We start from the raw sequence: 25,251 nt of genomic DNA on the forward strand, positions 1-25,251 counted from the left end.
CATAAAAAAAACGGCGCTGAAGGCGCCGTTAGATTGAAACACTCTCAACCGGGATTAACTAATCTCTTTGAGCAAACGTCCAGCTTCATCCTGCTGGCGCTCGTTACCGTCAATTTGCACTTCTTTGAGCAGGGCTTTCGCACTGTCGCTGTCGTCAATTTCGATATAAGCACGCGCTAAATCCAGCTTAGCGTTGACTGAGTTTTCTTCATCATCAACATCGATCATCGCGGCATCACCGATTAAAGCACCGACATCACTCATCTCAACGTCAACTTCCGAATACAAATCGGTATCAGCCCCCTCTTCATCGGCATCATTCAGCAACTTGTCGATGTCGATAAAACCGTTTTCATTTTGAAAACTGGTTAAATCATGGTCAGGAACAAACTTTTTCTGCGCTTTTCGCGACTCCTGGGCATCGAGTGCAGCCAAGGCTTCATCGACGGTAAGATTATGATCATCGACCAGAGAGAAACTGTCTTCCGACGTCAACACATCTTCATCGTCATAATCTGTATTGGCTGTAAAAGCGGCGAGCACATTATCGTCACTTAAGTCGAGCCCTTGCTCAAGGTCCAAATCATCCGTGTCTTCTTTGATATCAAGTTTAAAATCTTCACTAAAATCAATATCGTTACGCGTAGCCTTAATGGGCTTCTCTTGAGAAGCATAATCGAGCGCTGTGGCATCTTTATTAGGCTCAACATCATTAGCCGTTACATCTGCTTGCGTTGCAGCAGGCTTAGCCTTAGGTGCAAAATCTAGCTCTGAGTCCCAATCGAGCACATGGGGATCTTTGCTCTTATTGGCTTTTAAATCATTAAAGAAAGAAGATTCTTTTTCTTTAACACTGGCCGCGGCTGCAGCAGCGGCCAAAGTGACTGCGGCCGTCGCTAATACATCAGCGTCGTTATCGTCACTCAGTTCCTCGACTAATGTAAAAGTATCATCGGTGCCGTCGATAGAGTGAGCCGCACCTATGCCTTTAAGTAAATTATCTTCGTCAACTGAATTGTCGTCTGAATCGAGTTGCGCCGTTTCCATATCAAAGTCGAATTCATCTTCATCGGCATCCAATTGCTCCGGCACATCAAACTCAGCTAAGAGTGCATCTAAATCATCATCACCTGACGCTTCACCTTTTATGTCTTCCGGTAACGAAGCTTCTAATTCTGCGGCGATTTCTGCACTGATATCATCATCTTCTGCATCGACTTTGAGTTCAGGCTCAGCATCAAAACTCGCCAGTAGTGAATCAATATCATCGGATTCTTCTACGCCTAATTCATTAAGCTCATCGTCTAACTCAGCGGCAATTTCAGCACGAATATCGGGCTCGACTTCAGGTTCAACCGCTGGCGTCGGTTTATCAAAATCCGCTAACAGAGCATCAATATCGTCGGTATCTTCCACACCCAGCTCATCAAGCTCAGCGTCTAGCTCGGCGGCAATTTCAGCGCCGAGGTCGGGTTCAACTTCAGGTTCTGCAGGTTTATCGAAATCGGCTAACAGGGCGTCAATGTCGTCGGTATCTTCTACGCCCAGTTCATTAAGCTCAGTGTCTAGCTCTGCGGCAATTTCAGCACCGAGATCAGGTTCAACTTCAGGTTCTGCAGGTTTATCGAAATCGGCTAACAGGGCATCGATGTCATCGGTGTCTTCTACGCCCAGTTCATTAAGCTCCGCATCTAGTTCAGCAGCAATTTCAGCGCCAAGATCAGGCTCGACTTCAGGTTCAGCGGCTGGCGTTGGTTTATCGAAATCAGCCAATAAGGCATCGATATCATCAACGTCTTCTCCGCTAAGTTCATCATCTAGCTCATCACCGAGTTCTGCCGCGATGGCAGCACTGAGATCTTCATCATCAGATGCAACAACGTCTGGGGCAGGCGCTTGTGCAGTCTCAGTATCTTTTGCAGGAACACTAAACTCGGCAAGTAATGCATCAAGATCATCGTCATCCGCGATGGCTTCATCGGCAGGTTTAGTGTCTGCGACTTCAACATCATTCAACTTAGAAGTAACATCATTACTGTCATCTTCTTGAGCTAAATCGCTCGCAAAGTTACGCTCTAATTCACTTAAATCCTCTTCGGCTTCGGTGCTGTCTTCAGAAGTGCTGTCGTCAGAACCTAGGCCCGCTAATAGTGCATCAAGATCGGCTTCCTCAAGAATATTGCCAGATTTAGGTTTCTCCTCAACAATATCCTCTTCCTGATCGCCCATGGCTTCGGCCCACAGATCATCAAGAGATTGCCCTTCGTCTTCAACCTCAGGTTCGGCAGAGATCCCCGGATCGACAAACATTTCAGAAGCCATATCCATCTGATCGTGGGAGTCAGTCAAATCTTGCTCAGGTTGTAAATCGACACTGCCCATATCAAGAAGACTATCGATGGAGTCCGCATGGTCAGAATCTAAATGTACCGCCATATCGTCTAAATCGTCATCATCCATATCCATGATGGCGGTACCTGCAATCCCAGCTGCACCGGCGGCCATAACCGCTTCTTGTGTCTGCATTTCACGACGTTCTTTATTGCGTTTACGGCGCAGGAACCAGAACACAGCAAGCAGTAAGAACAAGGCAGGGATCACAGCCGCGGCAATCAATAACGCAGGACTGTTAAGGATATTGCGCCACAAGTCATCGGGCTCAATCGGTGCCTCTGCCTCTACTTCAGCTTCAACAGCTATCGTCTCTGGCACTTGCGCAGCTTCAACTTCGGCTTTCAAGGCTTGGTTTTGTAGTTTGCTGGCTTGAAGTGTTTCTTCCAGCACAGCAATCCGTTGATTTAATTCTTCAACTTTAACTTTTAGCGCTTCAACATCTGAAGTGCGCACTGAGAGTTGATCTTGCGTGCGGGCTAATTCATCGGTTAATGACAGATTTTTGCTTTCTGCCGCTTCTAACCGCGCCGTCACATCTGAACTCAGCATCTTGGGCTTTTCTGGAACAGGTGTTTCAACAACCGCTTTAGGTGGTGTCACTTTCGTTTCAACAATCACCGCAGGAGCCGTGACTGGCGCTTTTGCTGTCGTCACCTTAGCTGGCGGTTTAGACGCTGCTTTCGCCGGAGCCCGAGATTGTCTATCACTTTGCTCTGCTCTGGCTATCGCCATACGATTGGGGATCGACAGCATGACTTCTTTAGACGGAATGAGCAGGATCATACCGCGTTCTAAACTGTTATAACTGGCAGAGTTAAACGCATGAGGGTTAGCATCGTATAAGGCGGCCATCACCTGATAGACGCTAACACTGGCATCAGGACGGACTTTTTGCGCTATGCTCCAAAAAGTGTCTTTCGATGTCGTTGGACCATATTGATGGTTAACTTGACGAATCTGTCCGTCTGGCCCCATGATTTTTAAGGGTTTTAATCTTGGTGTATCTGCAGCAACGGCGGGATCAATAAAATAAGCGGTAGAAGAAACAGCTAAAACAGTGGCCATTAGACCCACAAGATACGAAGTGCGAAATTTCATCAATCCTTCCCTTTGAAGCGCTATAAAGTTATCTCACTGATAACAGGCTTTAGGCAATTGTATTTATTGAGATTACTATAAACCAGAAATCCCCGCCCTGCTACTGTTCACAATTGTAAAACAAAAAAAGCCTGCTGACAGCAGGCTTTTCAATGGGCATCAAATGCAATCTAATGCTTAGTAATAATCTCTCACTAAGATCTCGGCAATTTGCACACTGTTCAAGGCTGCGCCTTTACGAATATTGTCTGACACGACCCACAAGTTAATCCCGTGAGAATGAGAAATATCCTTACGAATGCGACCCACATAAACCGGATCGGTTCCTGCGGCATCTGTCACTGCTGTTGGATAATCATCATCGGATTCAAACAATACCACTCCTTCGGCATTACGCAGTAAAGCTTTAACGTCTTCGGCATCAACAGGCTGACGAGTTTCGATATTAATGGCTTCCGAGTGACCATAAAACACAGGCACACGTACGGCAGTCGCATTCACTAAAATCTCATCGTCACCGAAAATCTTCTGGGTTTCCCAGACCATTTTCATTTCTTCTTTGGTATAGCCGTTATCCATAAATTTATCGATTTGTGGCAATACGTTAAAAGCAATTTGTTTTGGATAGACTTCAGCGTCAGCAGGTAAACCTTGCAATAATTTAGTGCACTGATGCGCTAATTCTTCAATGGCTTTTTTACCTGTGCCCGATACTGACTGGTACGTTGCCACATTAATGCGGCTGATACCATAGGCATCATAAATAGGCTTAAGTGCCACCAGCATTTGAATGGTTGAGCAATTTGGGTTAGCAATGATATTGCGATTGCGGAAATCAGCGATAGCATGCGGATTCACTTCAGGTACAACCAAAGGAATATCGATGTCGTATCTAAAGTGTGAGGTGTTATCAATCACAACACAGCCTGCTTCAGCGGCAATCGGCGCCCATTTGGCGGAAACATCACCACCTGCAGAGAAGAAACCAATTTGAGCTTGGGTCCAATCGAAGGTTTCTACGTCGAGAATGGTAATTTGTTTGCCATGAAAGCTGACCGTTTCACCGGCGCTGCGGCTACTGGCTAAAGGGTACAAATTGGCAACCGGGAAATTACGCTCTTCGAGGATCTCTATCATAGTTTGACCCACTGCGCCCGATGCACCTAAAACGACAACATTAAATTCCTGTGACATAGCTACTGACCGACTCCTGAAAAACCTAAATTGGACAACCAATCTACCTCAGATTGACCGTCATAAGCCAGCGCCAATGCACTAAATTCGCGTCTATGTTGGTGATTTTTTCTCATAGTGTCGAAGCCATTCTCATTTAAGAATGTATTTCTGAACATCTTGTCATCATCGCGCAAATCATAGACAAAACGCGCGAGCTGTAATAACGCTTTTTCATTCGGCGCGGTCGCAAGTTCGACCGCCTTAATGTTAAAGCTTGGCAAGAGATCCAGCAGACTTTTATCGGCAGCAATATTAAGTAACTGACACAGCTTTTGATAGAGCATAAAAGTGCCGCGCGCCTTACCTTCTAAGCTGTAACCTGCAATATGCGGGGTGGCAAATTCAGCCAGTGGCACCAGTTCAGGCATCGGTGTTGGCTCGCCTTCCCACACATCAAGTACAAGTTTGAGATCATCACGCTGGCGTTTAACTCTGACAAGTGCTTTGTTATCTATCACATCACCGCGGCAGCAATTCACTAACCATGTATTGGGTTTGAGCGCCTTTAAGCGCACCTCATCGAACAAATGTTTGGTTTTATGCTCGCCCGTGCGCGTGATGGGCACATGCAAACTGATGATATCGGCCTGCGCCATGATAGTTTCTAAGCTCACAAAACTGCGCGGATCGCCCTGTTTCTCTTTGATGGGATCATTAAGCAACACGCTAATACCGTAGGCTTGCAAACATTTTGCTGTTGCAGTACCGGTATTACCCGCGCCCACTATGCCGACGACCTTGCCCTTAAGCGGCGAATCAAACCGCTGTGCTAGCTCCAGCATAGCGATAAAAGCAAATTCCCCAACCGCAGTCGCATTGCAACCTGGCGCATTAGAGAAGGGGATATTACGCTCGGCAAGGTAGGCTAAATCCACATGATCTGTGCCTATAGTGGCACTGCCGACAAACTTCAGTTGATGATTGTCCGAGAGTAACTCGGCATTCACTTTGGTGACTGAGCGCACTAATAACACATCGGCATCGCGCACTTGCGCTGCGGTTAACGTGCGGCCATTAACAGGAATAATTTCCCCGAGATCGCCAAATAGCGGTTCAACATAGGGCATATTTTCATCGACTAAAATCTTCATGGGCACCTGATCTAAAAAAGTGGGAATGGAAGGCATCAAGATGCTCGGTATTCTAACAAGACTAATGGGATAAATCCTTGTCGATGCAACAGGTTTACAAAAAACGCCCATAAAAAAGGGAAGCCTAAGCTTCCCTTCTATCGCGTTTGATAAACAAACTTATTTGAATTTACGCATCACTAGCGTGGCGTTTGTACCGCCAAAACCAAAGCTGTTACTCATAACAGTATTCAGCTCAGCATCGCGATATTCACGCACGATAGGCATATCTTTCGCCGCTTCGTCCAGATTTTCGATATTGATGCTTGGGGCAATAAAGCTGTTTTCCATCATGATTAAGCTGTAAATCGCTTCATGTACGCCTGCGGCGCCTAATGCATGACCTGTCATAGACTTAGTCGATGCAATCGGTGGGCACTTGTCTTTGAAAACTTCACGTAGCGCTTCTAATTCACGCACGTCGCCCACTGGCGTTGAAGTGCCGTGAGTATTGATGTAATCGATTGGGGTATCGACATCCATCATCGCCATTTGCATACAACGCACAGCGCCTTCACCCGATGGCGCCACCATGTCATAACCGTCTGAAGACGCGCCATAACCAATCACTTCAGCGTAAATTTTTGCGCCGCGAGCCAGAGCATGCTCTAACTCTTCAACCACTAAAATACCGCCGCCGCCAGAAATCACAAAACCATCACGGTCTGCATCATAGGTACGAGAGGCTTTTTCGGGTGTGGCATTGTACTTGGTTGACAGTGCGCCCATAGCGTCGAAGCCCATGGTCAGTGTCCAATCCACTTCTTCAGCACCACCGGCAAACACCATGTCTTGCTTACCCATTTGGATAAGTTCAACGGCGTGACCAATACAGTGGGCGCTGGTTGCACAGGCTGAACTGATAGAATAATTCATGCCTTTAATTTTAAATGGCGTGGCTAAACAAGCGCTGGCCGTGCTCGACATGATGCGAGGCACAATATACGGACCTACGCGTTTAACGCCTTTTTCACGCAATGTATCGGCAGATTGTACTTGGTTAGACGATGATGCGCCGCCTGTACCCACAATCAAACCTACGCGCGGATCTGAATACTGCTCTTCAGTTAAATTGGCATCGGCAACCGCTTCTTGCATAGCAATGTAGGCATAAGCTGCCGCATCACCCATAAAACGCAATGCCTTACGATCGATATGCTCAGCAGGGTTTAACTTGATGTCACCCCATACGTGGCTACGTAACTGCATCTCTTCAAACTGAGCTGAATGCGTAATACCACTGCGGCCCGCTTTCAGTGACTCGGTCACTTCTTGCTTGTTATTACCGATACTTGAAACAACACCCATTCCGGTGATCACGACTCTTTTCATTTTATTGCTATCCATTGTGTACATGTCAGTACCTACTTTTCGCTGAGCCAATAGTATCTGTTTTGACTCAATTAAGTGGTCAGCTTTCCATAAAGGCGAGTAAAATAATGCCAATTATGAGACCGAGAGTAAATTTCTTTGACTGCAGAGCCCAATAAACCTTGCCAAATTAAGCGCGATTACCCGCAATTAATCAACCTTTATCCCGCAACAGCTCACACTGATGCACACTATCTCAGCAAATTGAGCATTTATCAGCAGCGGGTATTTGAGGCTCATTCACAGCAAAAACTCTTAGTATTAGGGCAAATTGGTTTAGGTAACGGGCTTGAACTCTTATCTTGGTGGCGCACTCAGACGAACCCTAACCAACGATTACTCCTTAACGTATTCGAACCCAATCCGATTAATGCTTACGAACTTAAATTACTTTGGGATCAATCCGCCTGTTTAGCCAAAGTGCCTGAGCTTGAGCCACTTGCCCAACGCTTACTTCATACAGAGCCGACGGCTATTATAGGTTGTCAGAGATTAATTTTTGATGACGGTCGTACCACAATCGACCTGCACTTTGGTGATATTCAATCCCAGCTTAGTTCACTCATCCATTCTCCGCTTCACCCCGTTCAGCACTGGCTGGTATTGCCCCATCTACAAAATGGGTTAAATCAGCAGATCCATTGGCAGATGGCAAAACTCAGTGACGATGGCGCCACTGTTGCAACTATTGGATTAAACGAATCAAGCGAACTAAGCGAAACACCTGTGAGCAGTTTCCAAGCCTGTGGCTTTGAGGAGAGGGATTTTACCTGCGCTGAAATACAGACAAACCATCAGCCTGATGCCATTTTGTTACACGAGCGCCACGTCTTACGCCAGCAAGATGCTAAAGCCTATGCCTTTAATCCTATGGCTGCAATATTATCCTCGGACGCGCCCTGCTCGATTGCCATCATAGGCGGCGGGTTAGCCTCGGCGCATTTGGCGCTGTCTTTGGCGGAACGCGGCAAAAGTACGCAGCTCTTTTGTAAAGATGCCAAGCTTGGCCAAGGCGCTTCGGGCAACCGCCAAGGGGCGATTTATCCACTGCTGACACCGGAAAATGATGAATTAAGCCGCTTCTTCCAGCAGGCATTTTTATTTAGTCGACGTAGAGTACAGGCGCTGACATCTGCCCCCGCCCCACATCAAACGCCGATTTCCCATGATTTTTGCGGGATATTACAAACCGCCCACGATGAACGCAGCCAATTAAGACTCGATAAAATTATTCAAAGCCAGAACTGGCCAAGTGAAATTGCCTATCGAGTCGATGCGCAGCAGGCCAATTCTCTTGCGAACATTAATATCGACAAATCAGGCTTTTTCTATCCGCTGGCTGGCTGGGTTTGTCCCTACGAATATGCCGAAGCCGCACTACAAAAAGCGCAGCAGCTTACTGAGGTCAAACTCCATTTGGAGACTGAGATCCTTGAAATTGAGCATCAAAGTGAAGGTTGGTATTTAATCACCGCTAAGCATCGCTTTGGCCCCTTTGCACAACTTGTGCTCGCCAATGGCGCAGCGCTCACGCAATTTGATGCCAGCAACAAATTACAAATTAGCCCTTTTCGCGGCCAAGTCAGCCATGTGCCAGCTCAATTTCAATTGAGTCAGCTCGCGACTGTGCTGTGCGCCAACGGTTATTTAACCCCGAGTCACGAAGGACTCCACTCCCTTGGCGCAAGTTACGTTAAAGAACCCAAGCATTTAGATTTTTGCCCGCTGGAGCAGCAAGAAAACCTCGCCAAAATGCACGAGAGTTACCCCAATCAGCCTTGGCTTGAAGATATCGACATGAGTGGCAACAATGCCCGTGTTGGCGTGCGTATGGTCACGCGGGATCATTTCCCTATGATGGGCTGCGCGCCCGATGTGCCACAAATTATTAAAGATTATGCGCAACATCAACTCACGAAAGAAAGTCGTCACTACTGGCAAACCACGCCAGCACCCGTGCATCAAGGGCTGTATATTCTCGGCGGGTTAGGCTCACGGGGGTTAAGTTCTGGGCCACTTGCCGCCGAATGTCTCGCGGCGCAGCTTTGCGGCGAACCAATACCACTCGATAAAGCGACTCTGTGTAAACTCAACCCCAATCGCATGTGGCTGCGAAAATTGCTCAAGGGCAAAGCGCTCTAGGCAATCAATCGCTAGAAAAATAACGTTTTTGAGCGCTATAAAAAAGGGATTAAGCCTTGGCTTAATCCCTTTTTAAAATATTTTATGTAAACCGCTTAAGCGGCAGTAACAACAATAGTGTTATCACTGCTGCTAGGTTCAAGACAGCTAGGCTCTACACAACTAGCCTCAATATGTCGGGGCTTTCTCGATTCTCTCGCCACTTTTACCCGAGTACGATTGTTGTTATCACGACTCTGACGGATCAGCGCATCGCCGCCTATGCTCGATGTCAGATCTGCAGCCTCACGGTGGGATTTAGCCAATCTGTCGTATAACAGCACATTGACCGAAGCAGCAAGATTCATACAACCGACCGTAGGAACATACACTACAGCATCGGCTTTATCGATAATCTCTTGGCCAATGGTGCCATCTTCAGGACCAAACACATAAAAGGCTTTTGCGGGATGGACAAAATCCGGCAGCGGCGTTGCGCCCACCACCAAATCGACACAGATAAGCTGAGTGTCCGCCGGAATCGCGGCTAACAATGAAGTGACGCCCGTGAGCGGAATGCGCTCGCCAGCATCTTTAGTATCGACATGGTATTGCACAGCACCCGAACGCGCGGCTAACTCGTAGCGCCTGCCAGTGTAAAATACGCCATCGACGCCATAACAACCCGATGCGCGCATAATGCCACCGACGTTAACGGGTGTTTTAGGATTCACTAAACCGATAAATACCGCGCTAGCATCGAGAGCTTGCTCACTGGCTAATTCAGCACTCGGCATTTCTACACTCGTTACTTCGGTATTAGTCACTTGCTCGTTGTCAGTCATCGGCTGGGAGCTAGGCAACATCAAATTCGCCTACAATCCATGCATGCAGCTGTGCCCATGCCTGTTCAACCAAGGCATAATCGGCATCGTTTAATTCTTGGCGCGCGAGCGCTAGACAGTCGGTCATTTTTAGCATTAACGCATCAAGATCCGTTTCACCCTGCGCTTCCAATTGCGACAACACTACGGCCACATGGCCCTGTAAATAGCCACAGGCAAACAAAGCATCGTCATCACCATGGCTAACAACGCTGGCGATCCACTGTTCTAATGCGTCTTCGTAATGCTCTAACATGGGTCTAACTCTCCATTAATACTGGATTGGCCGACACATCTGCTGCGACCAATAAATCTGGATTGGCCACCTGATACATGACGTAATCATGGTAGCCCGTCGTCACTTTATAGTAGCCGCCAAGCTCGCTATCTAATTTAGGGTCGCCACTATCCACAATTAGTGGTCGTCCATCAAGTGCTTTTAGCTTAGTTTTTGTGGCAAGGATAATAATATTGTCTTTTCCGATGCGCCGAATGAGCTCGGGCGACAACTGTTGATTACCGCGCCCTAAGATATGGCCTTGGCCACCAATTAAGGTAATCACCAGCTTAGTCGGCTTATCTTGGGTCAATTCGAGTAATTTGTTCGCGGTTAAGTCACTGTCGACTAAACTTTTATTTTGAATGAGATCAACACCGAGCAGGGTATTATCGAGGCCTAACTCTTCCATCACAAAGGCAACCGTACTGCCAGAGCCCATGATGTACAGTTCATCTTCCATTTGATTGATCACATCGGCGGCGATATCGGCCAGCACGAGTTCATCGACTTCCTTGCCGCCCATCTTCACCGCTTGCACATAGCGCGGCTCGGCGGGCACTAAGAGCTCACCAAATCGTTTAGCGCGCACTGTACCTTGGCGAAAAGCCACTTCGTCAATATCCATCACATCGGCGGACATCAAACTGACAAGTTCGCCATCGAGTAACATCTTGACCACCATGCCAGACGCATGGGGCGTAATACCGTAAACGCCGGAATGAATTTTCACCCCAGCAGGCACGCCGAGCACAGGGAGTTTGTCGTCGATAGTGGCTTGTTCAAATACAGAGTAAACATCGCGGGCCGTGCCATCACCACCAGCAAAAAGCAGTAAATCCAGCGGTTCATCCAGCAGCGCACGCACAACGGCCTGCGTATCCAGCGCCTGGGTTTTATCCGGAGTTTGATACACCACTCGCGTGGTAAAACCGAGTGTTTTAGCGGCGTCTTCACCCATGATGCCTGAAGCGGTAATGACTTCAATGTCATCACTATAATCACGGATAACCTCGAGGGCCTGCATCATACGCAAGGCGGCTTTGGGTTCAGCGCCTAAGGCGAGCGCTTCTTCGGCAACGCCATCGCTGCCCTTAAGACCAACACTGCCACCTAAGCCAGCCAACGGATTGACAACTAACCCTAAACGAAACCGAATCACCCTTTACCTCACTTAACGCAATCTTTTGATTTTTTTATATTTTTATCTTAATGGATATGACTAGGCCGTATGGGCTGCAACACTCGGTTTATCCTTAGGGATAAAGAATACCGCCAGCATAGCGGCAAAGGCGCATACTGCGGCAAATACCCAAGACCAAACCGCCCCACTACCATCGCCCCAAATATAGCCGCAAATCCAAGTACCGAGCGCGCCGCCAACCCCAAAACTTAAACTGGCGTATAGGGCTTGACCTTGGCTTCTGTGACTCGCATCGAAATGTTTATGCACAAATTGAATCGATGCCGCATGGGTTAAGCCAAAGGTAAAGGCATGTAATAATTGGCTAAAACCAAGCCACAACACACTATCTACCCCAAAAGCAACCAATAACCAACGTAGACAAGTCATGCCGATGCTGACAATCAATAAGGTATTCACGCCATAGCGGCCGAGTAAACGCGGCGCGAACATAAACATCACGATCTCGGCCATAGCGCCAAGGGCGACAAATATGCCCGCCGAGGATTCGGAGTAACCTGCTTGCTTTAAATATAAGACGAAGAAGCCGTAGAAAGGTCCCGCGCTCATTTGCAGCAACATGGCCGAGACTAAGAACCAAATAATCGCCCGATTCCATTGCAATGGCGGCCGCACTTGACTGGTGTCACGCACTAAACGATTTGCAGGTAATGGCAACGCACTGGCTAACATGCCAATAAATAATGACAAACCAATATAAGGCAGCACTTCTGTGCCCCACTGACCAATGGCAAAGCCCGCACCGACAACAAGACAAATATAACCGACACTGCCCCAACTGCGAATTTGACCGTAGCGGCTGGCATTCTCGCCTAAGGTTTCTAAGGTGATCACCTCAAGCTGGGCGAGGATCGCATTCCAAAAGAAAGTATAGAGAGCCAAACTCAGCGCCATATACACAAAACCACCATGGTAGAAGAAACTCAAATACGCCAGCGCGGCGGCTCCCGCACCCATTTTGATCAGCTCGGTGCGCATCCCAGTACGGTCAGCCACTTTAGCCCACACATTCGGCGCAACAATGCGCGTCGCCATCAGGATGGCGAGTAAAAAGCCAATTTCTTGAGGATTAAAACCGCGATTTTCGAAGAAGACCCCAAGATAAGGGACCATAGTGCCGAGAATAGAAAAGAAGAAAAAATAGCAGGCACAAAGCCAGCGCAATTGCCGGCTTGTGCTAGAAGAAGTTGACATTAACGCATTCCATTTATCTCATGCTACTCATTGTATCGTTATCGCATACCAGCTATTTCATGCCACTTATCGCATACCAGCTATTTCATGCGACTTATCGCATACCAAGCACTGGCGTATGACTACGCACATCCTGATTTTGCGCTCTGTGTCTTAGCAAGTGATCCATCAACACAATGGCAAGCATAGCTTCGGCAATCGGTACCGCGCGGATCCCAACGCAGGGATCGTGACGACCTTTAGTGACCACTTCGGCCATTTCACCCTGCGCCGTCATACTTTGACCTGGCACACTGATGCTGGAGGTGGGTTTTAACGCAATATGGGCAATAATCGGCTGACCCGATGAAATCCCACCGAGCACACCGCCCGCATGGTTAGATTCAAAGCCTTGCGGCGACATTAAGTCACGCCCTTCGGAGCCCTTTTGCGTCACGACACCAAAACCATCACCAATCTCAACGCCTTTGACGGCATTAATGCCCATCAGCGCGTGGGCAATATCGGCATCGAGTCTATCAAATACTGGCTCCCCTAAACCCACAGGCACACCTGTCGCGATAACGGAGATTTTCGCGCCAATGGAGTCACCGGATTTTTTCAGCTCTCGCATGTATTCATCGAGCGCTTCAAGCTTGCTAACATCGGGGAAGAAAAAGGCATTTTGCTCAATTTGGTCAAGATCAATGGTCTGCGCACAAATAGGACCCAGCTGCGACATATAGCCGTAGATCTCGATACCGTGAACTTGCTTTAAATACTTTTTCGCCACCGCACCCGCCGCCACTCGCATCGCGGTTTCACGGGCTGATGAGCGGCCACCACCGCGGTAGTCACGCATACCGTACTTTTGCTGGTAGGTATAATCGGCGTGCCCAGGGCGAAATAAATCTTTGATATTAGAGTAATCTTGACTGCGTTGATCGGTATTTTCAATCAAGAGTCCAATCGAGGTACCCGTGGTTTTACCTTCGAAAACGCCGGATAAAATCCGTACTTCATCGGGCTCACGGCGGGCCGTGGTATATCGGGATGTCCCTGGGCGACGGCGGTCAAGATCGTGCTGCATATCGGCTTCGGTTAATTCAAGCCCTGGTGGGCAACCATCAATAATGCAACCAAGTGCAACTCCGTGACTCTCACCAAACGTCGTCACTACAAAATTTTGACCAATACTGTTTCCAGACATCCGCTTTGTACACCTTAGGTTATTTGTTCATCGCTCCGTGTCCAGCGACCACTGGACAATTTATTTTCCCGCTGCAAGCCTAACTGGCAGCGGGAAAAGTCTCAACCTAATTTGCTATCTTAGGCTATTGTGCGTCGCGATAAATGCCGAACACTGACTGATTTTCGACCAGTTGATCGCGGGTTAATACGAATACGCCATCGCCACCATTTTCAAAGTTAATCCAAGTGAATGGCACTTCTGGGAACTGCTCAATCAAATGCACCATAGAATTACCGACTTCGACTACGAGCAAACCCGTTGGTGTTAGGTATTGCGCGGCATTGGCCAGTATACGTTTGGTTAAATCTAAGCCGTCGCGACCTGAGGCTAAACCAATGGCAGGCTCATGATGATATTCATCAGGCATGTCGCCAATGTCTTCGGCATCCACATAAGGTGGGTTTGAAACAATCAAATCATACTGAGGCCCTTCTGGAATGGCCGAAAACAGATCCGATTGCATCGGGAATACTCTGTCCATCACACCTAAGGTTTCGATATTGATTTGCGCCACATCTAAGGCATCTTCGCTGATATCCAGCGCATCGACTTCGGCGTCTTCAAATTCATAGGCACAGGCAATCGCGATACAAGCGCTGCCAGTACATAAATCTAAAATACGTGTAACTGGCTTGTTATATAACCAAGGGCTAAAACGATTAGCGATCATTTCGGCAATCGGTGAACGTGGCACTAACACGCGCTCATCGACGTAAAATTCAAGCCCAGCAAAACGCGCTTTGTTGGTCAAGTAAGGCACAGGTAAGCGTTCTCTCACCCGACGAATGATCAACTCGACAATTTTATGCTTTTCACTGCTGGTCAAGTTACTTAAAATCACTTGCTGACCGATTTCTTCGGGTAAGTGTAAGGCATGGAAAACTAAGGCGATGGCTTCATCCCACGCATTATCAGTACCATGACCATAATACACATTGGCATCGTTAAAACGGCTCACGGCCCAACGTAACATATCGCCAATAGTACGTAATTCTGTCACAGCTTCATCTACAAAGATCTTATCCAAAACGTGCTCCCGCTAGTTTGTTCGCAAACATTGTAACTGAACTCTATTCAGAAACCATAGGATTCAATAGAATACCCGCCATGAATAAAGACGACGACAAAGAAGGCTTGGCGATGTTCTCAGCGCTTATTGATGGAATTAAACCCATCACGCAAAATAAGCGACACTTTCGCATGCCCTTAAAAACCAAACAGGAAATAGAACTGAAAGAGCAGCAACTGCATGCTAACAGTTATTTCTCAGATACTTATCAGCCACTACTGCCTGTACAAGGGCCGATGCGTTGGTTAGAAGAAGGTGTTGACAGTTTAGAGCTCAAGCGCCTCAGACGTGGGGATTACCAGCCAGATTTGCTGCTGGATTTGCACGGCTATCGCCAATCGGAAGCCAAACTTGAGCTAGCAGCATTGATTCAAGCCTGCGTCAAACAACAGAGCATGTGCTGCTGCATTATGCATGGTTACGGCAGTGGCATATTGAAACAACAAGTTCCCATGTGGTTAGTGCAGCATCCTATGGTGAAAGCTTTCCATCAGGCGCCTAAAGAATGGGGGGGCGATGCGGCGTTATTAGTGCTGATTGATATTGGCGAGCAGCCGCATAGACGTTAGCTCGCTATCGGCTTAGGCTTTAACATTTACTATTTAGCGAAAACAAACGGCCCATTTAATGTGGGCCGTTTGTTTTGTAAAAGAGATATAAACCTAGATTAGCTAATACTATGCGGGGCGTGCTGCCACACGATTGAGGCTTGCTCGGCATGTTTATCAATGAGCGTAATGCCTGACGTCGCGAATAATGGCGGCTCAACGCCAGTCACTAACTCACTGACTAAGTAACCCAGTAACGGCATATGAGCAATCACGAGTACTTTATCCGCCTTGTATAACTCAGCATAAGCCACAACCAAGGCGGCTACATTGGCGGGATCGCCAGAAGGCACAAGATCATCGGCGACTAGCCACTTACGCGGCTCAGGAAAATGCTGACTCAGTTCCTGCCACGTTTGCTGTGCTCGTAAGTAAGGACTAACTAAAACAAGATCGAAATCAGCCACACTGCGAGCTAGCCAGTTGCTCATCAACACAGTATGGTGCCTTCCAACATCGGTCAGTGTTCTGTCTCTATCAGACTGAGCATTAAATCCGGCGTCACCATGTCTCATCAAAAATAGCTGCATACTTCTCTCGCGACTCAAACTTGTTTTTGTTTTATCCCAATTGTAGCCCTAAAATCCGTTTCAACAAACCTCACACGACTTAATCTTTAGTCGATAAACACAAGAGATATTTGCTAAAAACCATTAAGACTATCAATATATAACAAGCTATCGTTACCGGAGTGTCTCTTTGCAAGCCTCTCAGTCCATATATAAAAGTCCAAATGATAACCGCCAGTATCGTTATCTTGTATTAGATAATGCGCTCAGGGTGTTATTGGTTGAAGATCAAGATGCCAGCCAAGCTGCCGCATCTATGGCTGTAGGCGTGGGTCATTTTGATGATCCCGCAGATAGACCCGGCATGGCGCACTTTTTAGAGCATATGCTCTTTCTAGGTACTGAGAAATTCCCAGACTCAGGCGAGTATCACGCCTTTATTAATCAGCATGGCGGCAGCAATAACGCTTGGACAGGCACAGAGCACACTAACTTCTTTTTCACCATCAATGAAGAAGTGTTTGCCGACTCCTTAGACAGATTCAGCCAATTTTTTATCGCCCCAAAATTTGATTTAGATTTAGTCGATAGAGAACGCCAAGCTATTGAATCTGAATTTAGTTTAAAACTAAAAGATGATATCCGTCGAACCTATCAAGTACTCAAAGAGACAGTCAACCCACTGCATCCATTTTCGAAATTTTCCGTGGGTAACTTAGTCACCTTAGGCGGAGAACAGGCACAGGTACGTAGTGAATTACTCGATTTCTATCAAAGCCATTACAGCGCCAACTTAATGACCTTGTGCTTAGTCGCTCCGCTTTCCCTTGATGAATTACAAGATTTAGCCTGCCACTATTTTAGTGGGATCCGAAACTTGAACTTAGTGAAAAACTATCCTCAAGTACCACTATTTTCAGAAAAAGAACTGTTGAGGCAAATCGATATTGTGCCGCTTAAGGAGCAAAAACGCTTAAGCATCAGTTTTAATTTCCCAGGAATTGATCACTACTACAAACGTAAGCCTTTGACTTATATCAGCCATATTTTAGGCAATGAGAGTCATGGCAGTCTGTTGTCGTATCTAAAAGAACAAGGATTAGTGAACAACTTGTCTGCGGGCGGCGGTGTAAATGGCTATAACTTCAAGGATTACAGTATCGGTTTACAGTTAACCGATAAAGGGCTAGGCAATCTCGATGAAATTATCAGCTGCTGTTTTGAGTATATTGAACTTATCAAAACCCAAGGCTTAGATGAATGGCGTTATTTGGAGCGTGCAAACCTGCTCAAAATGGCGTTTCGTTATCAAGAGCAAGTTAAATCACTCGATTTAGCCAGCCATCTCAGCATTAATATGCATCACTATGAGGTCGAAGACTTGGTCTTTGGCGATTATCGGATGGATGGGCTGGATATCCCTGAAACCATTGAGCTACTTGAGCTCATGGTGCCACAGAATATGCGCCTGCAGCTTATAGCCCAGTCGGTTAAAACGGATCGTAAAGCTAACTGGTATCACACGCCATACAAAGTCCGCCCAATTGCGCCACAGTCCCTAGCTCGTTGGCAAGTGAACAATATTCGCCCTGAATTACAGCTACCAGCTGCAAATCCTTTTATTGTCGCCGACTCAATTGCCCGTCCGGATAAGAGCGATGTTGACGTGCCAGTGATAGTTGCTGAATCAACTGGATACCGCATTTGGCATAAGAAAGATGATGAGTTTAATGTGCCAAAAGGTCACATGTATTTATCGCTAGATTCAGAGCAGGCAAGTAAAACACCAAGGCATGCCGCCCTCACCCGCTTGTATGTTGAAATGCTACTCGATTATCTAACCGAGCCAACCTATCAGGCCGAAGTTGCAGGCTTAAGCTATAACATTTATCCGCATCAAGGCGGAATTACACTGCATTTATCTGGCTTTACAGGCAATCAAGAAACCTTATTAGCGCTATTAATCCATAAAGCCAGAGAGCGCAATTTTACCGAAGAGCGCTTTGCTCTCATAAAATCTCAGCTTCTGCGCAGTTGGCAGAATCAAACACAGGCTAAACCGATTTCACAATTATTTACTAGCCTGACTGTTACGCTGCAAAAAAGCAGTTATGAACCAGCACGTATGGCTCAAATGTTGGAAGATATTAGCCTAGAAGATTTACATAACCATGTACGCGCCTTCTACGAAAAGATCTATCTTGAAGGGTTAGTCTACGGGGATTGGTTAGTCTCTGAAGCACAAGCTCTCGGCAAACGTTTAGAGCACATTTTATCCTTAGTTTCGACGCCAAGCGCCGAGTCCACCAGAGAATTAGTGAATTTAACAGGCCAAGGCACGTTACTGAGAGAACTCGCGATAGATCATCAAGATAGCGCAATTATTGTGTATTACCAATCTGCCGTGGCAACACCCGAAAAAATGGCGCTATTTAGCTTACTGAATCACACTATGTCGTCCACCTTCTTCCATGAGCTGCGTACTGAAAAACAGTTGGGCTATATGGTAGGCACAGGTTACCTGCCGCTCAATCGTCATCCTGGACTTATTTTCTATATTCAGTCACCCACAACTGGGCCACTGCATTTATTAGAGGCCATCGACGAGTTTATTGCCGACTTTAATTATGCAGTGATGCAAATCACCAACGAAGAATGGGAAAGCACAAAGGTAGGTCTGATTAATCAAATCATGGAGCACGACGCGAACCTCAAAACTCGCAGTCAACGTTATTGGGTCAGTGTCGGCAATAGAGATTATCAATTTAACCAAAGAGAACTCGTCGTAGACGAAATAACTAAGCTCACCCGCACTGATTTACTCAAATTCATGATGCGTAAAATGCGAACTAAGCACAGCGATCGCTTAGTGTTATTTAGCACAGGTGAACAACACAGAACCCAAGCAGCGCTGATGTCAGACAAAATGATCACGGATCTTAAAGTTTTTAAGCAAACGGCAGAAAAGTTTAATTTCTAAACAAAAAACACTTTTGCTCACACATTTGTGAGCAAAGTTAGGTAAACAAACAGAACCGCTACAAATCAGTCCAACTATAGTCGTATCTTTCAGTGTTGGGCGTAATCCTGATGTAAAACATGGCTAGCCCATGTTCTACCACTTCAGCACCGAACAATTTTACTGCATCTACATGCTGTTAAAAGGATTTTCTGCAGACTCCACTTTGACAAACCGCTCACTTTCTGGAAAAGTGATGTAACACAATTGTTTCATGGCATCCTCGGATAATAAGAACAAACACTATGCCTAAAGCACTCTTTAAAATCGTCTTGCTCGCTTTTTTTAGCTTGCATGCATTCGAAGACGTAAACGCATCTCCCTTTTCTGATAAATCTCCTATTATTCTCCAATCACAATCTTTTGGTGTCCCAGAAGGACTTTCCCAAAGCACTGTTACGTCTATCGTTCAAGACAATGATGGTTATATATGGATAGGAACATTTAATGGATTAAATCGATTTGATGGGAAAAACTTTAAGCATTTTTATGCTAATGATACCAGAACAGGCCTTCCCAGCTCTTTTATTAGAAGTTTACTTATTGATGATAAAGGCATTTTATATGTTGGAACCGATAGTGGCTTAGTCGTATATGATAAACTTCAAGAATCCTTTTCTCATTATGGACTGTCGGTAAAAAGCTCTCCTGTTTGGAGCCTCAACTCAAGTGATAAGAGTTTAATTGTTGGAACTAACAAAGCAATTATAGATATAAATAACAAAGAAAAAACATACGAACTTTCAAATAAAGGCCTAAGTGAAATCAAAAAAACGATAAAAGTAGGCGACGATTATTACATAAGAGATTATGCAGGTACGTTATTTAAGCTCACCCAGAATGAATTAAAAGAGATAGCTAAAAAAACAATTGATTTCGAGCAAGAAGATCACTCAACACTACTCATATCATTAAGTGATGGACTATATAAGTATAAGGACAATAAAATAGTAAAAATTGATCCGCGAGTATTTTTTCAACTCACGAAACACAAAAACACTATTTATGGTATCACTGATAAAAATATAGTTAATATTTCTAAAAATAGCATTGTAGGACTTCTAGCCACAGATAGCACAGATAAAACATCTTCATTTTTTGCAACCGAAGATATGTTTATACTAGGAAGTATTGATCAAGGCATCACTATTGTAAAAAAAGTAAATAATTTAGTGCAGAAAACCAACTTAACCACCGATAGCACATGGCATCTTACAAAAAACACTAAAGGCTTTCTGGTTTCATCTGACTCTGAAAAAATAAATCTTTTTGATGAAAATTTAAACCTAATCAAAAGTTTCAGCACTCATACTCAAGGATACAAATACGCAGTTCTAAGTGATGATGGACTTTATTTTGGTACTAATGCAGGGTTATTTTTACAGAAAGATGATTCATCCAGGTTGATTAGCAAAAATATAATATCATCACTCTCTATTAATGAAAATAGTTTAACAATTGCTGCTGGCACACCTGATGGGAAAGTTTTAATCATCAAAAATGGTGAAATTACTAACAGCATTGATACAAAAAAGAATGAGCCAATTTTTGACGTAGAGTTAACATCTGACAACCTAATATATATAGCCGGACAAGATGGACTGAAAAAATATGAAAATGGGTTATTAGAAAACTTAAACAATGAAATAACTTACAGCATCGAAAAAAGTGATAATGGCATTTACTTCGGAACATCAACGTCACTGATGCTTTATAATGATACCAGTAAAAAAATTTCGAGAATACTTTCTAACAATAAAGAGATCTACGCCATTGTAGATAATGATGGTTTTATAACAGCCTCATCACTAAGTGAAGTCATTATTTTTGAAAAAAACAGTAAAGTATCTTATACCTTAAAAACATCAAATGGGAGTCAATATGAGTACAATGCTCCCAATGGTATTAATATAAACGGTAACACTCTACTTGCGGGGATCAGTGGAATTAGTCTAGTATCACCTAAAGATGTTGTAAGCTATGTAAAGAAAAGCAAGGTAAATAAAACAGAAATATCAGATTTCTTAGTATTTAATATAGTTCAAAATCAAGAAAGTAACTATCTAATACAATCAATCGCAGCATCTAATAAAATATCATTGAAATACTCTGACTATCCATTTTCGTTCAATTTTATATCTCCCATGTCAGACGACTCATCAACTAACTACTACTATAGGATGTTTGGCCTTTCTGATATATGGATACCTGCAAATGGAACAAACTCAGCAACATATACAAACTTATCTCCAGGAAATTATACTTTTCAAGTTTATGCGGTTAACTCACTTTCCGGTGAAAAAGCAGCAACAAAAGAGCTTGCTGTCATTATAACACCTCCTTGGTGGTCATCATTTCAAGCAAAATCTATTTATGCTGCAATTGTATTATGTATCTCATATCTAGTAATAAAAACGGTGCTACGTCGTAGAGAAACACAAAGACAGATTGTACTCAGCGAAGAAAGATTAAAACTTTCCCTTTGGGGAAGTGGTGATGAAATGTGGGACTGGGATATAGAAACTGGCAACATTTTTCGCTCCAATATTTGGGGAGCACTTGAATTTCCCCGTGATGGACATCGTTCAGGAAAATCGGATGAAGAGAGTAATATACATCCTATGGATCAGGAACGTGTTCGTGAAGCGCTTAATAAGCATTTTTATGGTGAAACAGATCATTTTGAAGCCGCATATAGGGTAAAAGGCAAAGACGACAATTGGGTATGGATTTTAGACCGCGCCAAGATTGTAGAGCGGGATGACAAAGATAATGCCCTGCGAATGACTGGAACGATTAAAAATATTAGTCAATTTAAACAAAAAGAAGAGCAGCTGAAACTCTTTGAAAAAGCGATTGAAAATATTTCAGAAGGCATGTTTATCCTCGACAATGAATACCGTTTTGTCGAAGTCAACGAAGCTTGCTGCAAAATTTCATTACGTAACCGAAATGACTTTATTGGCAACTTACTCACATTTGATTTATATCCAGAAACCTTCTCCACCCAAATCAGAACCATGTTAAAACAGCAAGGTCGCTGGGCAAATGAAGTCGAAGCCGCCAGAGGAGATAACAGTCACTTCCATATGGAGCTCACTATCGATGCTATCTATGATGAGTTAGGCGAATTATCACACTATGTTGGTGTTTTTTCTGATATATCAAGACGTAAGCAGCAAGAAGAAGAGCTTAGAAAATTAACTAATAACGATCTCTTAACTGGACTGCCAAATCGCTCCAACTTACAAGTGACCTTAAGTAACCTAGTGAATCGAGAAATAGCTCATGCGCTTATGGTACTTGATCTTGATAATTTTAAACGTATTAATGACTCCTTAGGCCATCAAATTGGAGATGCATTATTAAAGCTCGTTGCTACCCGCATTAAGTCCTTACTTCCTAAAAATACCAGTATTTATCGTCTAGGCGGAGATGAATTCGCCATTGTATTAGACAAGGGTTCAGATATAAGCGCCAGCGCTGCGATTGCTAACCGTATTATTGAGGGATTAAAACCTGCATTTGACGTTAGCAATGAACAGCTAGTCCTAGGATTAAGTATTGGCATAGTGCTATTCCCAGAAGATGAGCAAAGCGAGCAAGCATTACTGAGAAAGGCTGACATTGCTATGTACCATGCTAAGTCAGCAGGAGGTAATTGCTACCAGTTTTATTCTGAGTCTTTAAACCAACATGCAATTAGGCAATTAGAAGTAGAAAATCTTATCCGTGAAGGCTTAAAAGATGATCTATTTGAAGTTTATTATCAACCTAAGGTTGATCTTAAAAGCGGTAAAATTGCAGGTATGGAGGCTTTAGTCAGATTAAATCATCCAGTACATGGCTTGATACCCCCAAATGATTTTATTCCGCTTGCTGAAGAAAACGGCTTAATTGTTGAAATTGGTGAAATAGTCTTACGCAAAGCCTGTTTCGCTGCACAGAAATGGCGTGAACAAGGCATATTCAGCGGCAGAGTCGCCGTCAATTTATCGTCACGTCAATTTGCACTGCCCGATATTCAACAGCGAATAGAGTCAATATTAAGACTCACTAAACTACCTGCATGTCATCTTGAATTAGAAATAACTGAAGGTACCGTCATTAAACAGCCGGAAACGGCTATTATTGTCATGCAGCAACTGGCTAAAATGGGCGTTAGTTTAGCACTCGATGATTTCGGCACTGGATACTCGTCCCTTTCATACTTAAAACGTTTCCCGATTCATACTTTAAAAATTGATAAAGCTTTTGTTGACGATATTGATAAGTCTGATCGCGATCTCAAAATGGTCGATTCTATTATCACTATCGCCCATAACATGGGGCTTTCTGTTGTAGGAGAAGGGGTAGAACAAGCTGCACAATTGAACATTTTACGGGCACTCAACTGCGAAGAAATTCAAGGCTATATTTTTAGTAAGGCCATAAAGGAGACCGAATTTACCTTGCTACTCCAAGAAGACATGATAAAGCTAAACACAAAAAGCAACATTACATAATCAATTTACTCTCAACTTGATTGCGACTTACAACATTGGCACAACAAGTGCAATAGCACTATCAGTGTCAATAATAAATCAATATCAACTACCCTGAGAGAGAATTAGAATGATGAAAGGAATCCTTGCCGCCGTTACTTTATTATCTTCAATTAGTTTTGCAGTAAATACTTATGCACTTGAAGATAGCACTAAATTAGAACCAGCAGCTAAGTCAATTACTTCAGAAGAACCTGCAGTTAAACTTGCTCCAGTAGAAGTAACTGGGCATCCATATGTGAAGTTTAAACCTTTTGAAATCGCTGGGCATCCTTATGTGAAGTTCAAACCTTTTGAAATCGCTGGGCATCCTTACGTGAAGTTTAAACCTTTTGAAATCGCTGGGCATCCTTACGTGAAGTTCAAACCTTTTGAAATCGCTGGGCATCCTTACGTGAAGTTCAAACCTCTCGAAGTCGCAGGACATCCTTACGTTAAATTTATTAACTCTGAAGTTGCATAACATTAATCAGGTTAAGGAGAGTGACTATGTTAAATTCAATCAAAAAAGCACTCGGTTTATCCAAGCCAGCGCGTAAAAAAGTTAAGTTGCCTGAAGGCTTGAATCACCTTGAAGTGATTTCAGCAAAAGGTTGGTGGAACTAATTTAAGTTCTGTAGCCATGAGTCTAACTCATGTACAGTGATAGTTAATTAAGTTAGCGCAGCTTAGAAACAATAAAGGGAGCATTGACTCCCTTTAGTTTTAAGTGAATATAAAAGTACTAAAGTCATGTAGTCATGTAGTCATGTAGTCATGGAAATTACCTAACAAATTAATAAATTAGCTATTTAATATCCCTTCCTCACTACAACGGACTTTCCTCAAGGCTAAATGACTATGTGTCGTAAAGAGTGGATAAGCCAGAGGCCCGAGCACAAAACCCAGCAGCACCCAATGCTTAACAGTAAGACCTGCGGTAAATGCAGCCAAGCCAAAGTACCAAGCCGAGATTAATGCGATAAAGATAACCAGCAAAACCACAAACCACCTCTTTGAAAACAACTAAATAAATCATAAATGTAGAGAAATTAATTCCTCATTAAAATGCGGATGCTACTCGCGTAGTCTTGGTGATTGATGCACATGTTAAATACGTCGTTTTAACAGCAGGATAAAAAATTCTCCGCACTATGCATAAACGAGCAACACTCATTCATCGCTACGCTCTCAGTACAGAACAGGTAACACTGAACTCTCGATAAAGGGCTCAGATTATACAAGATCCACATCCCCAACATGAACATTTTTTAGGCAAAAACATGCCTTATGGCAATAAAAAAAGCGGCAATGATCTGCCGCTTTTTTGTTCAATTCCAATTTACTAAGACCTAGATTAACTATGACTTAAATTCACTGAAA

17 protein-coding genes are annotated in these 25,251 nt (G+C 44.4%); 5 read left to right on the forward strand and 12 right to left on the reverse strand.

From position 1 onward, the window contains the following. Positions 1–54 precede the first annotated feature (54 nt). The 4 genes from L5L91_RS13855 to fabB form a co-directional block, all read right to left on the reverse strand. Complete coding sequence (locus tag L5L91_RS13855; protein ID WP_263163398.1) at positions 55–3,492, reverse strand: FimV/HubP family polar landmark protein; 3,438 nt, start codon at positions 3,490–3,492, stop codon at positions 55–57. A 177-nt stretch (positions 3,493–3,669) separates the two neighbouring features. Further along, positions 3,670–4,686, reverse strand: coding sequence for an aspartate-semialdehyde dehydrogenase (locus L5L91_RS13860; RefSeq protein WP_131523510.1), 1,017 nt, complete (start codon positions 4,684–4,686; stop codon positions 3,670–3,672). Positions 4,687–4,688: 2 nt separating this feature from the next. Beyond that, a complete protein-coding gene (locus L5L91_RS13865) occupies positions 4,689–5,819 on the reverse strand; it encodes a 4-phosphoerythronate dehydrogenase (RefSeq protein WP_263163400.1) in 1,131 nt (376 codons plus the stop codon). Positions 5,820–5,978: 159 nt separating this feature from the next. After that, positions 5,979–7,190 carry a beta-ketoacyl-ACP synthase I gene (gene fabB, locus L5L91_RS13870; protein ID WP_041408164.1) on the reverse strand — a complete coding sequence of 404 codons (1,212 nt, stop codon included), beginning with the start codon at positions 7,188–7,190 and terminating at the stop codon, positions 5,979–5,981. Positions 7,191–7,328: 138 nt separating this feature from the next. Between fabB and mnmC the strand changes: the two genes are divergently transcribed. Continuing rightward, a complete protein-coding gene (mnmC, locus tag L5L91_RS13875) occupies positions 7,329–9,371 on the forward strand; it encodes an FAD-dependent 5-carboxymethylaminomethyl-2-thiouridine(34) oxidoreductase MnmC (RefSeq protein ID WP_263203345.1) in 2,043 nt (680 codons plus the stop codon). 95 nt (positions 9,372–9,466) lie between these two features. Here mnmC and L5L91_RS13880 read toward each other — a convergent pair whose 3' ends face one another. The 6 genes from L5L91_RS13880 to prmB form a co-directional block, all read right to left on the reverse strand. Continuing rightward, positions 9,467–10,216: an RNA methyltransferase gene (locus tag L5L91_RS13880; protein WP_263236886.1), complete on the reverse strand. Its 750-nt coding sequence runs from the start codon at positions 10,214–10,216 to the stop codon at positions 9,467–9,469. Continuing rightward, positions 10,206–10,490, reverse strand: a complete 285-nt coding sequence (locus tag L5L91_RS13885; RefSeq protein WP_263200556.1) for a YfcL family protein — start codon at positions 10,488–10,490, stop codon at positions 10,206–10,208. The genes L5L91_RS13880 and L5L91_RS13885 overlap by 11 nt, the downstream gene beginning before the upstream one ends. A gap of 4 nt (positions 10,491–10,494) precedes the next feature. Further along, on the reverse strand, positions 10,495–11,673 hold the full coding sequence (locus L5L91_RS13890) for an ATP-NAD kinase family protein (protein WP_263236888.1): 1,179 nt from the start codon (positions 11,671–11,673) through the stop codon (positions 10,495–10,497). A 60-nt stretch (positions 11,674–11,733) separates the two neighbouring features. Continuing rightward, positions 11,734–12,909, reverse strand: coding sequence for an MFS transporter (locus L5L91_RS13895; RefSeq protein ID WP_263236889.1), 1,176 nt, complete (start codon positions 12,907–12,909; stop codon positions 11,734–11,736). A gap of 94 nt (positions 12,910–13,003) precedes the next feature. Further along, positions 13,004–14,098: a chorismate synthase gene (aroC, locus tag L5L91_RS13900; RefSeq protein ID WP_131523503.1), complete on the reverse strand. Its 1,095-nt coding sequence runs from the start codon at positions 14,096–14,098 to the stop codon at positions 13,004–13,006. 124 nt (positions 14,099–14,222) lie between these two features. Beyond that, positions 14,223–15,167 carry a 50S ribosomal protein L3 N(5)-glutamine methyltransferase gene (prmB, locus tag L5L91_RS13905; RefSeq protein ID WP_011788895.1) on the reverse strand — a complete coding sequence of 315 codons (945 nt, stop codon included), beginning with the start codon at positions 15,165–15,167 and terminating at the stop codon, positions 14,223–14,225. A gap of 80 nt (positions 15,168–15,247) precedes the next feature. On the opposite strand from prmB, the gene smrB reads away from it, so the two are divergent. Then, positions 15,248–15,778: an endonuclease SmrB gene (gene smrB / locus L5L91_RS13910; protein WP_263236891.1), complete on the forward strand. Its 531-nt coding sequence runs from the start codon at positions 15,248–15,250 to the stop codon at positions 15,776–15,778. A gap of 98 nt (positions 15,779–15,876) precedes the next feature. On the opposite strand, the gene sixA is transcribed toward smrB, so the two are convergent. Then, positions 15,877–16,347, reverse strand: a complete 471-nt coding sequence (sixA, locus tag L5L91_RS13915; RefSeq protein WP_212601769.1) for a phosphohistidine phosphatase SixA — start codon at positions 16,345–16,347, stop codon at positions 15,877–15,879. 169 nt (positions 16,348–16,516) lie between these two features. Between sixA and L5L91_RS13920 the strand changes: the two genes are divergently transcribed. From L5L91_RS13920 to L5L91_RS13930, 3 genes are all read left to right on the forward strand, one after another. Then, entirely contained in the window at positions 16,517–19,306 is a 2,790-nt protein-coding gene (locus L5L91_RS13920) for an insulinase family protein (RefSeq protein WP_263236895.1), read from the forward strand. A gap of 284 nt (positions 19,307–19,590) precedes the next feature. Further along, a complete protein-coding gene (locus tag L5L91_RS13925; protein WP_263163416.1) occupies positions 19,591–23,850 on the forward strand; it encodes an EAL domain-containing protein in 4,260 nt (1,419 codons plus the stop codon). Between the two features lie 109 nt (positions 23,851–23,959). Next, positions 23,960–24,352, forward strand: coding sequence for a hypothetical protein (locus L5L91_RS13930; RefSeq protein ID WP_263146195.1), 393 nt, complete (start codon positions 23,960–23,962; stop codon positions 24,350–24,352). 320 nt (positions 24,353–24,672) lie between these two features. On the opposite strand, the gene L5L91_RS13935 is transcribed toward L5L91_RS13930, so the two are convergent. Further along, the gene (locus L5L91_RS13935; RefSeq protein ID WP_131525278.1) at positions 24,673–24,873 is read right to left on the reverse strand and encodes a hypothetical protein; all 201 of its coding nucleotides are present in this window, start codon (positions 24,871–24,873) and stop codon (positions 24,673–24,675) included. Positions 24,874–25,251: the final 378 nt, after the last annotated feature.

Origin of the sequence: Shewanella sp. SM55 (assembly GCF_025654025.1) — a bacterium.
Classification (GTDB): Bacteria; Pseudomonadota; Gammaproteobacteria; order Enterobacterales; family Shewanellaceae; genus Shewanella; species Shewanella oncorhynchi.

Excerpts from the sequence above, each read along its gene's own strand:
- smrB (WP_263236891.1), top strand. The coding sequence starts at position 15,248 with ATGAATAAAGACGACGACAAAGAAGGCTTGGCGATGTTCTCAGCGCTT.
- L5L91_RS13880 (WP_263236886.1), bottom strand. The coding sequence starts at position 10,216 with ATGTTGCCTAGCTCCCAGCCGATGACTGACAACGAGCAAGTGACTAAT.
- L5L91_RS13895 (WP_263236889.1), bottom strand. The coding sequence starts at position 12,909 with ATGTCAACTTCTTCTAGCACAAGCCGGCAATTGCGCTGGCTTTGTGCC.
- L5L91_RS13925 (WP_263163416.1), top strand. The coding sequence starts at position 19,591 with ATGCCTAAAGCACTCTTTAAAATCGTCTTGCTCGCTTTTTTTAGCTTG.
- L5L91_RS13885 (WP_263200556.1), bottom strand. The coding sequence starts at position 10,490 with ATGTTAGAGCATTACGAAGACGCATTAGAACAGTGGATCGCCAGCGTT.
- L5L91_RS13860 (WP_131523510.1), bottom strand. The coding sequence starts at position 4,686 with ATGTCACAGGAATTTAATGTTGTCGTTTTAGGTGCATCGGGCGCAGTG.
- aroC (WP_131523503.1), bottom strand. The coding sequence starts at position 14,098 with ATGTCTGGAAACAGTATTGGTCAAAATTTTGTAGTGACGACGTTTGGT.
- L5L91_RS13930 (WP_263146195.1), top strand. The coding sequence starts at position 23,960 with ATGATGAAAGGAATCCTTGCCGCCGTTACTTTATTATCTTCAATTAGT.
- L5L91_RS13855 (WP_263163398.1), bottom strand. The coding sequence starts at position 3,492 with ATGAAATTTCGCACTTCGTATCTTGTGGGTCTAATGGCCACTGTTTTA.
- L5L91_RS13865 (WP_263163400.1), bottom strand. The coding sequence starts at position 5,819 with ATGAAGATTTTAGTCGATGAAAATATGCCCTATGTTGAACCGCTATTT.
- fabB (WP_041408164.1), bottom strand. The coding sequence starts at position 7,190 with ATGAAAAGAGTCGTGATCACCGGAATGGGTGTTGTTTCAAGTATCGGT.
- sixA (WP_212601769.1), bottom strand. The coding sequence starts at position 16,347 with ATGCAGCTATTTTTGATGAGACATGGTGACGCCGGATTTAATGCTCAG.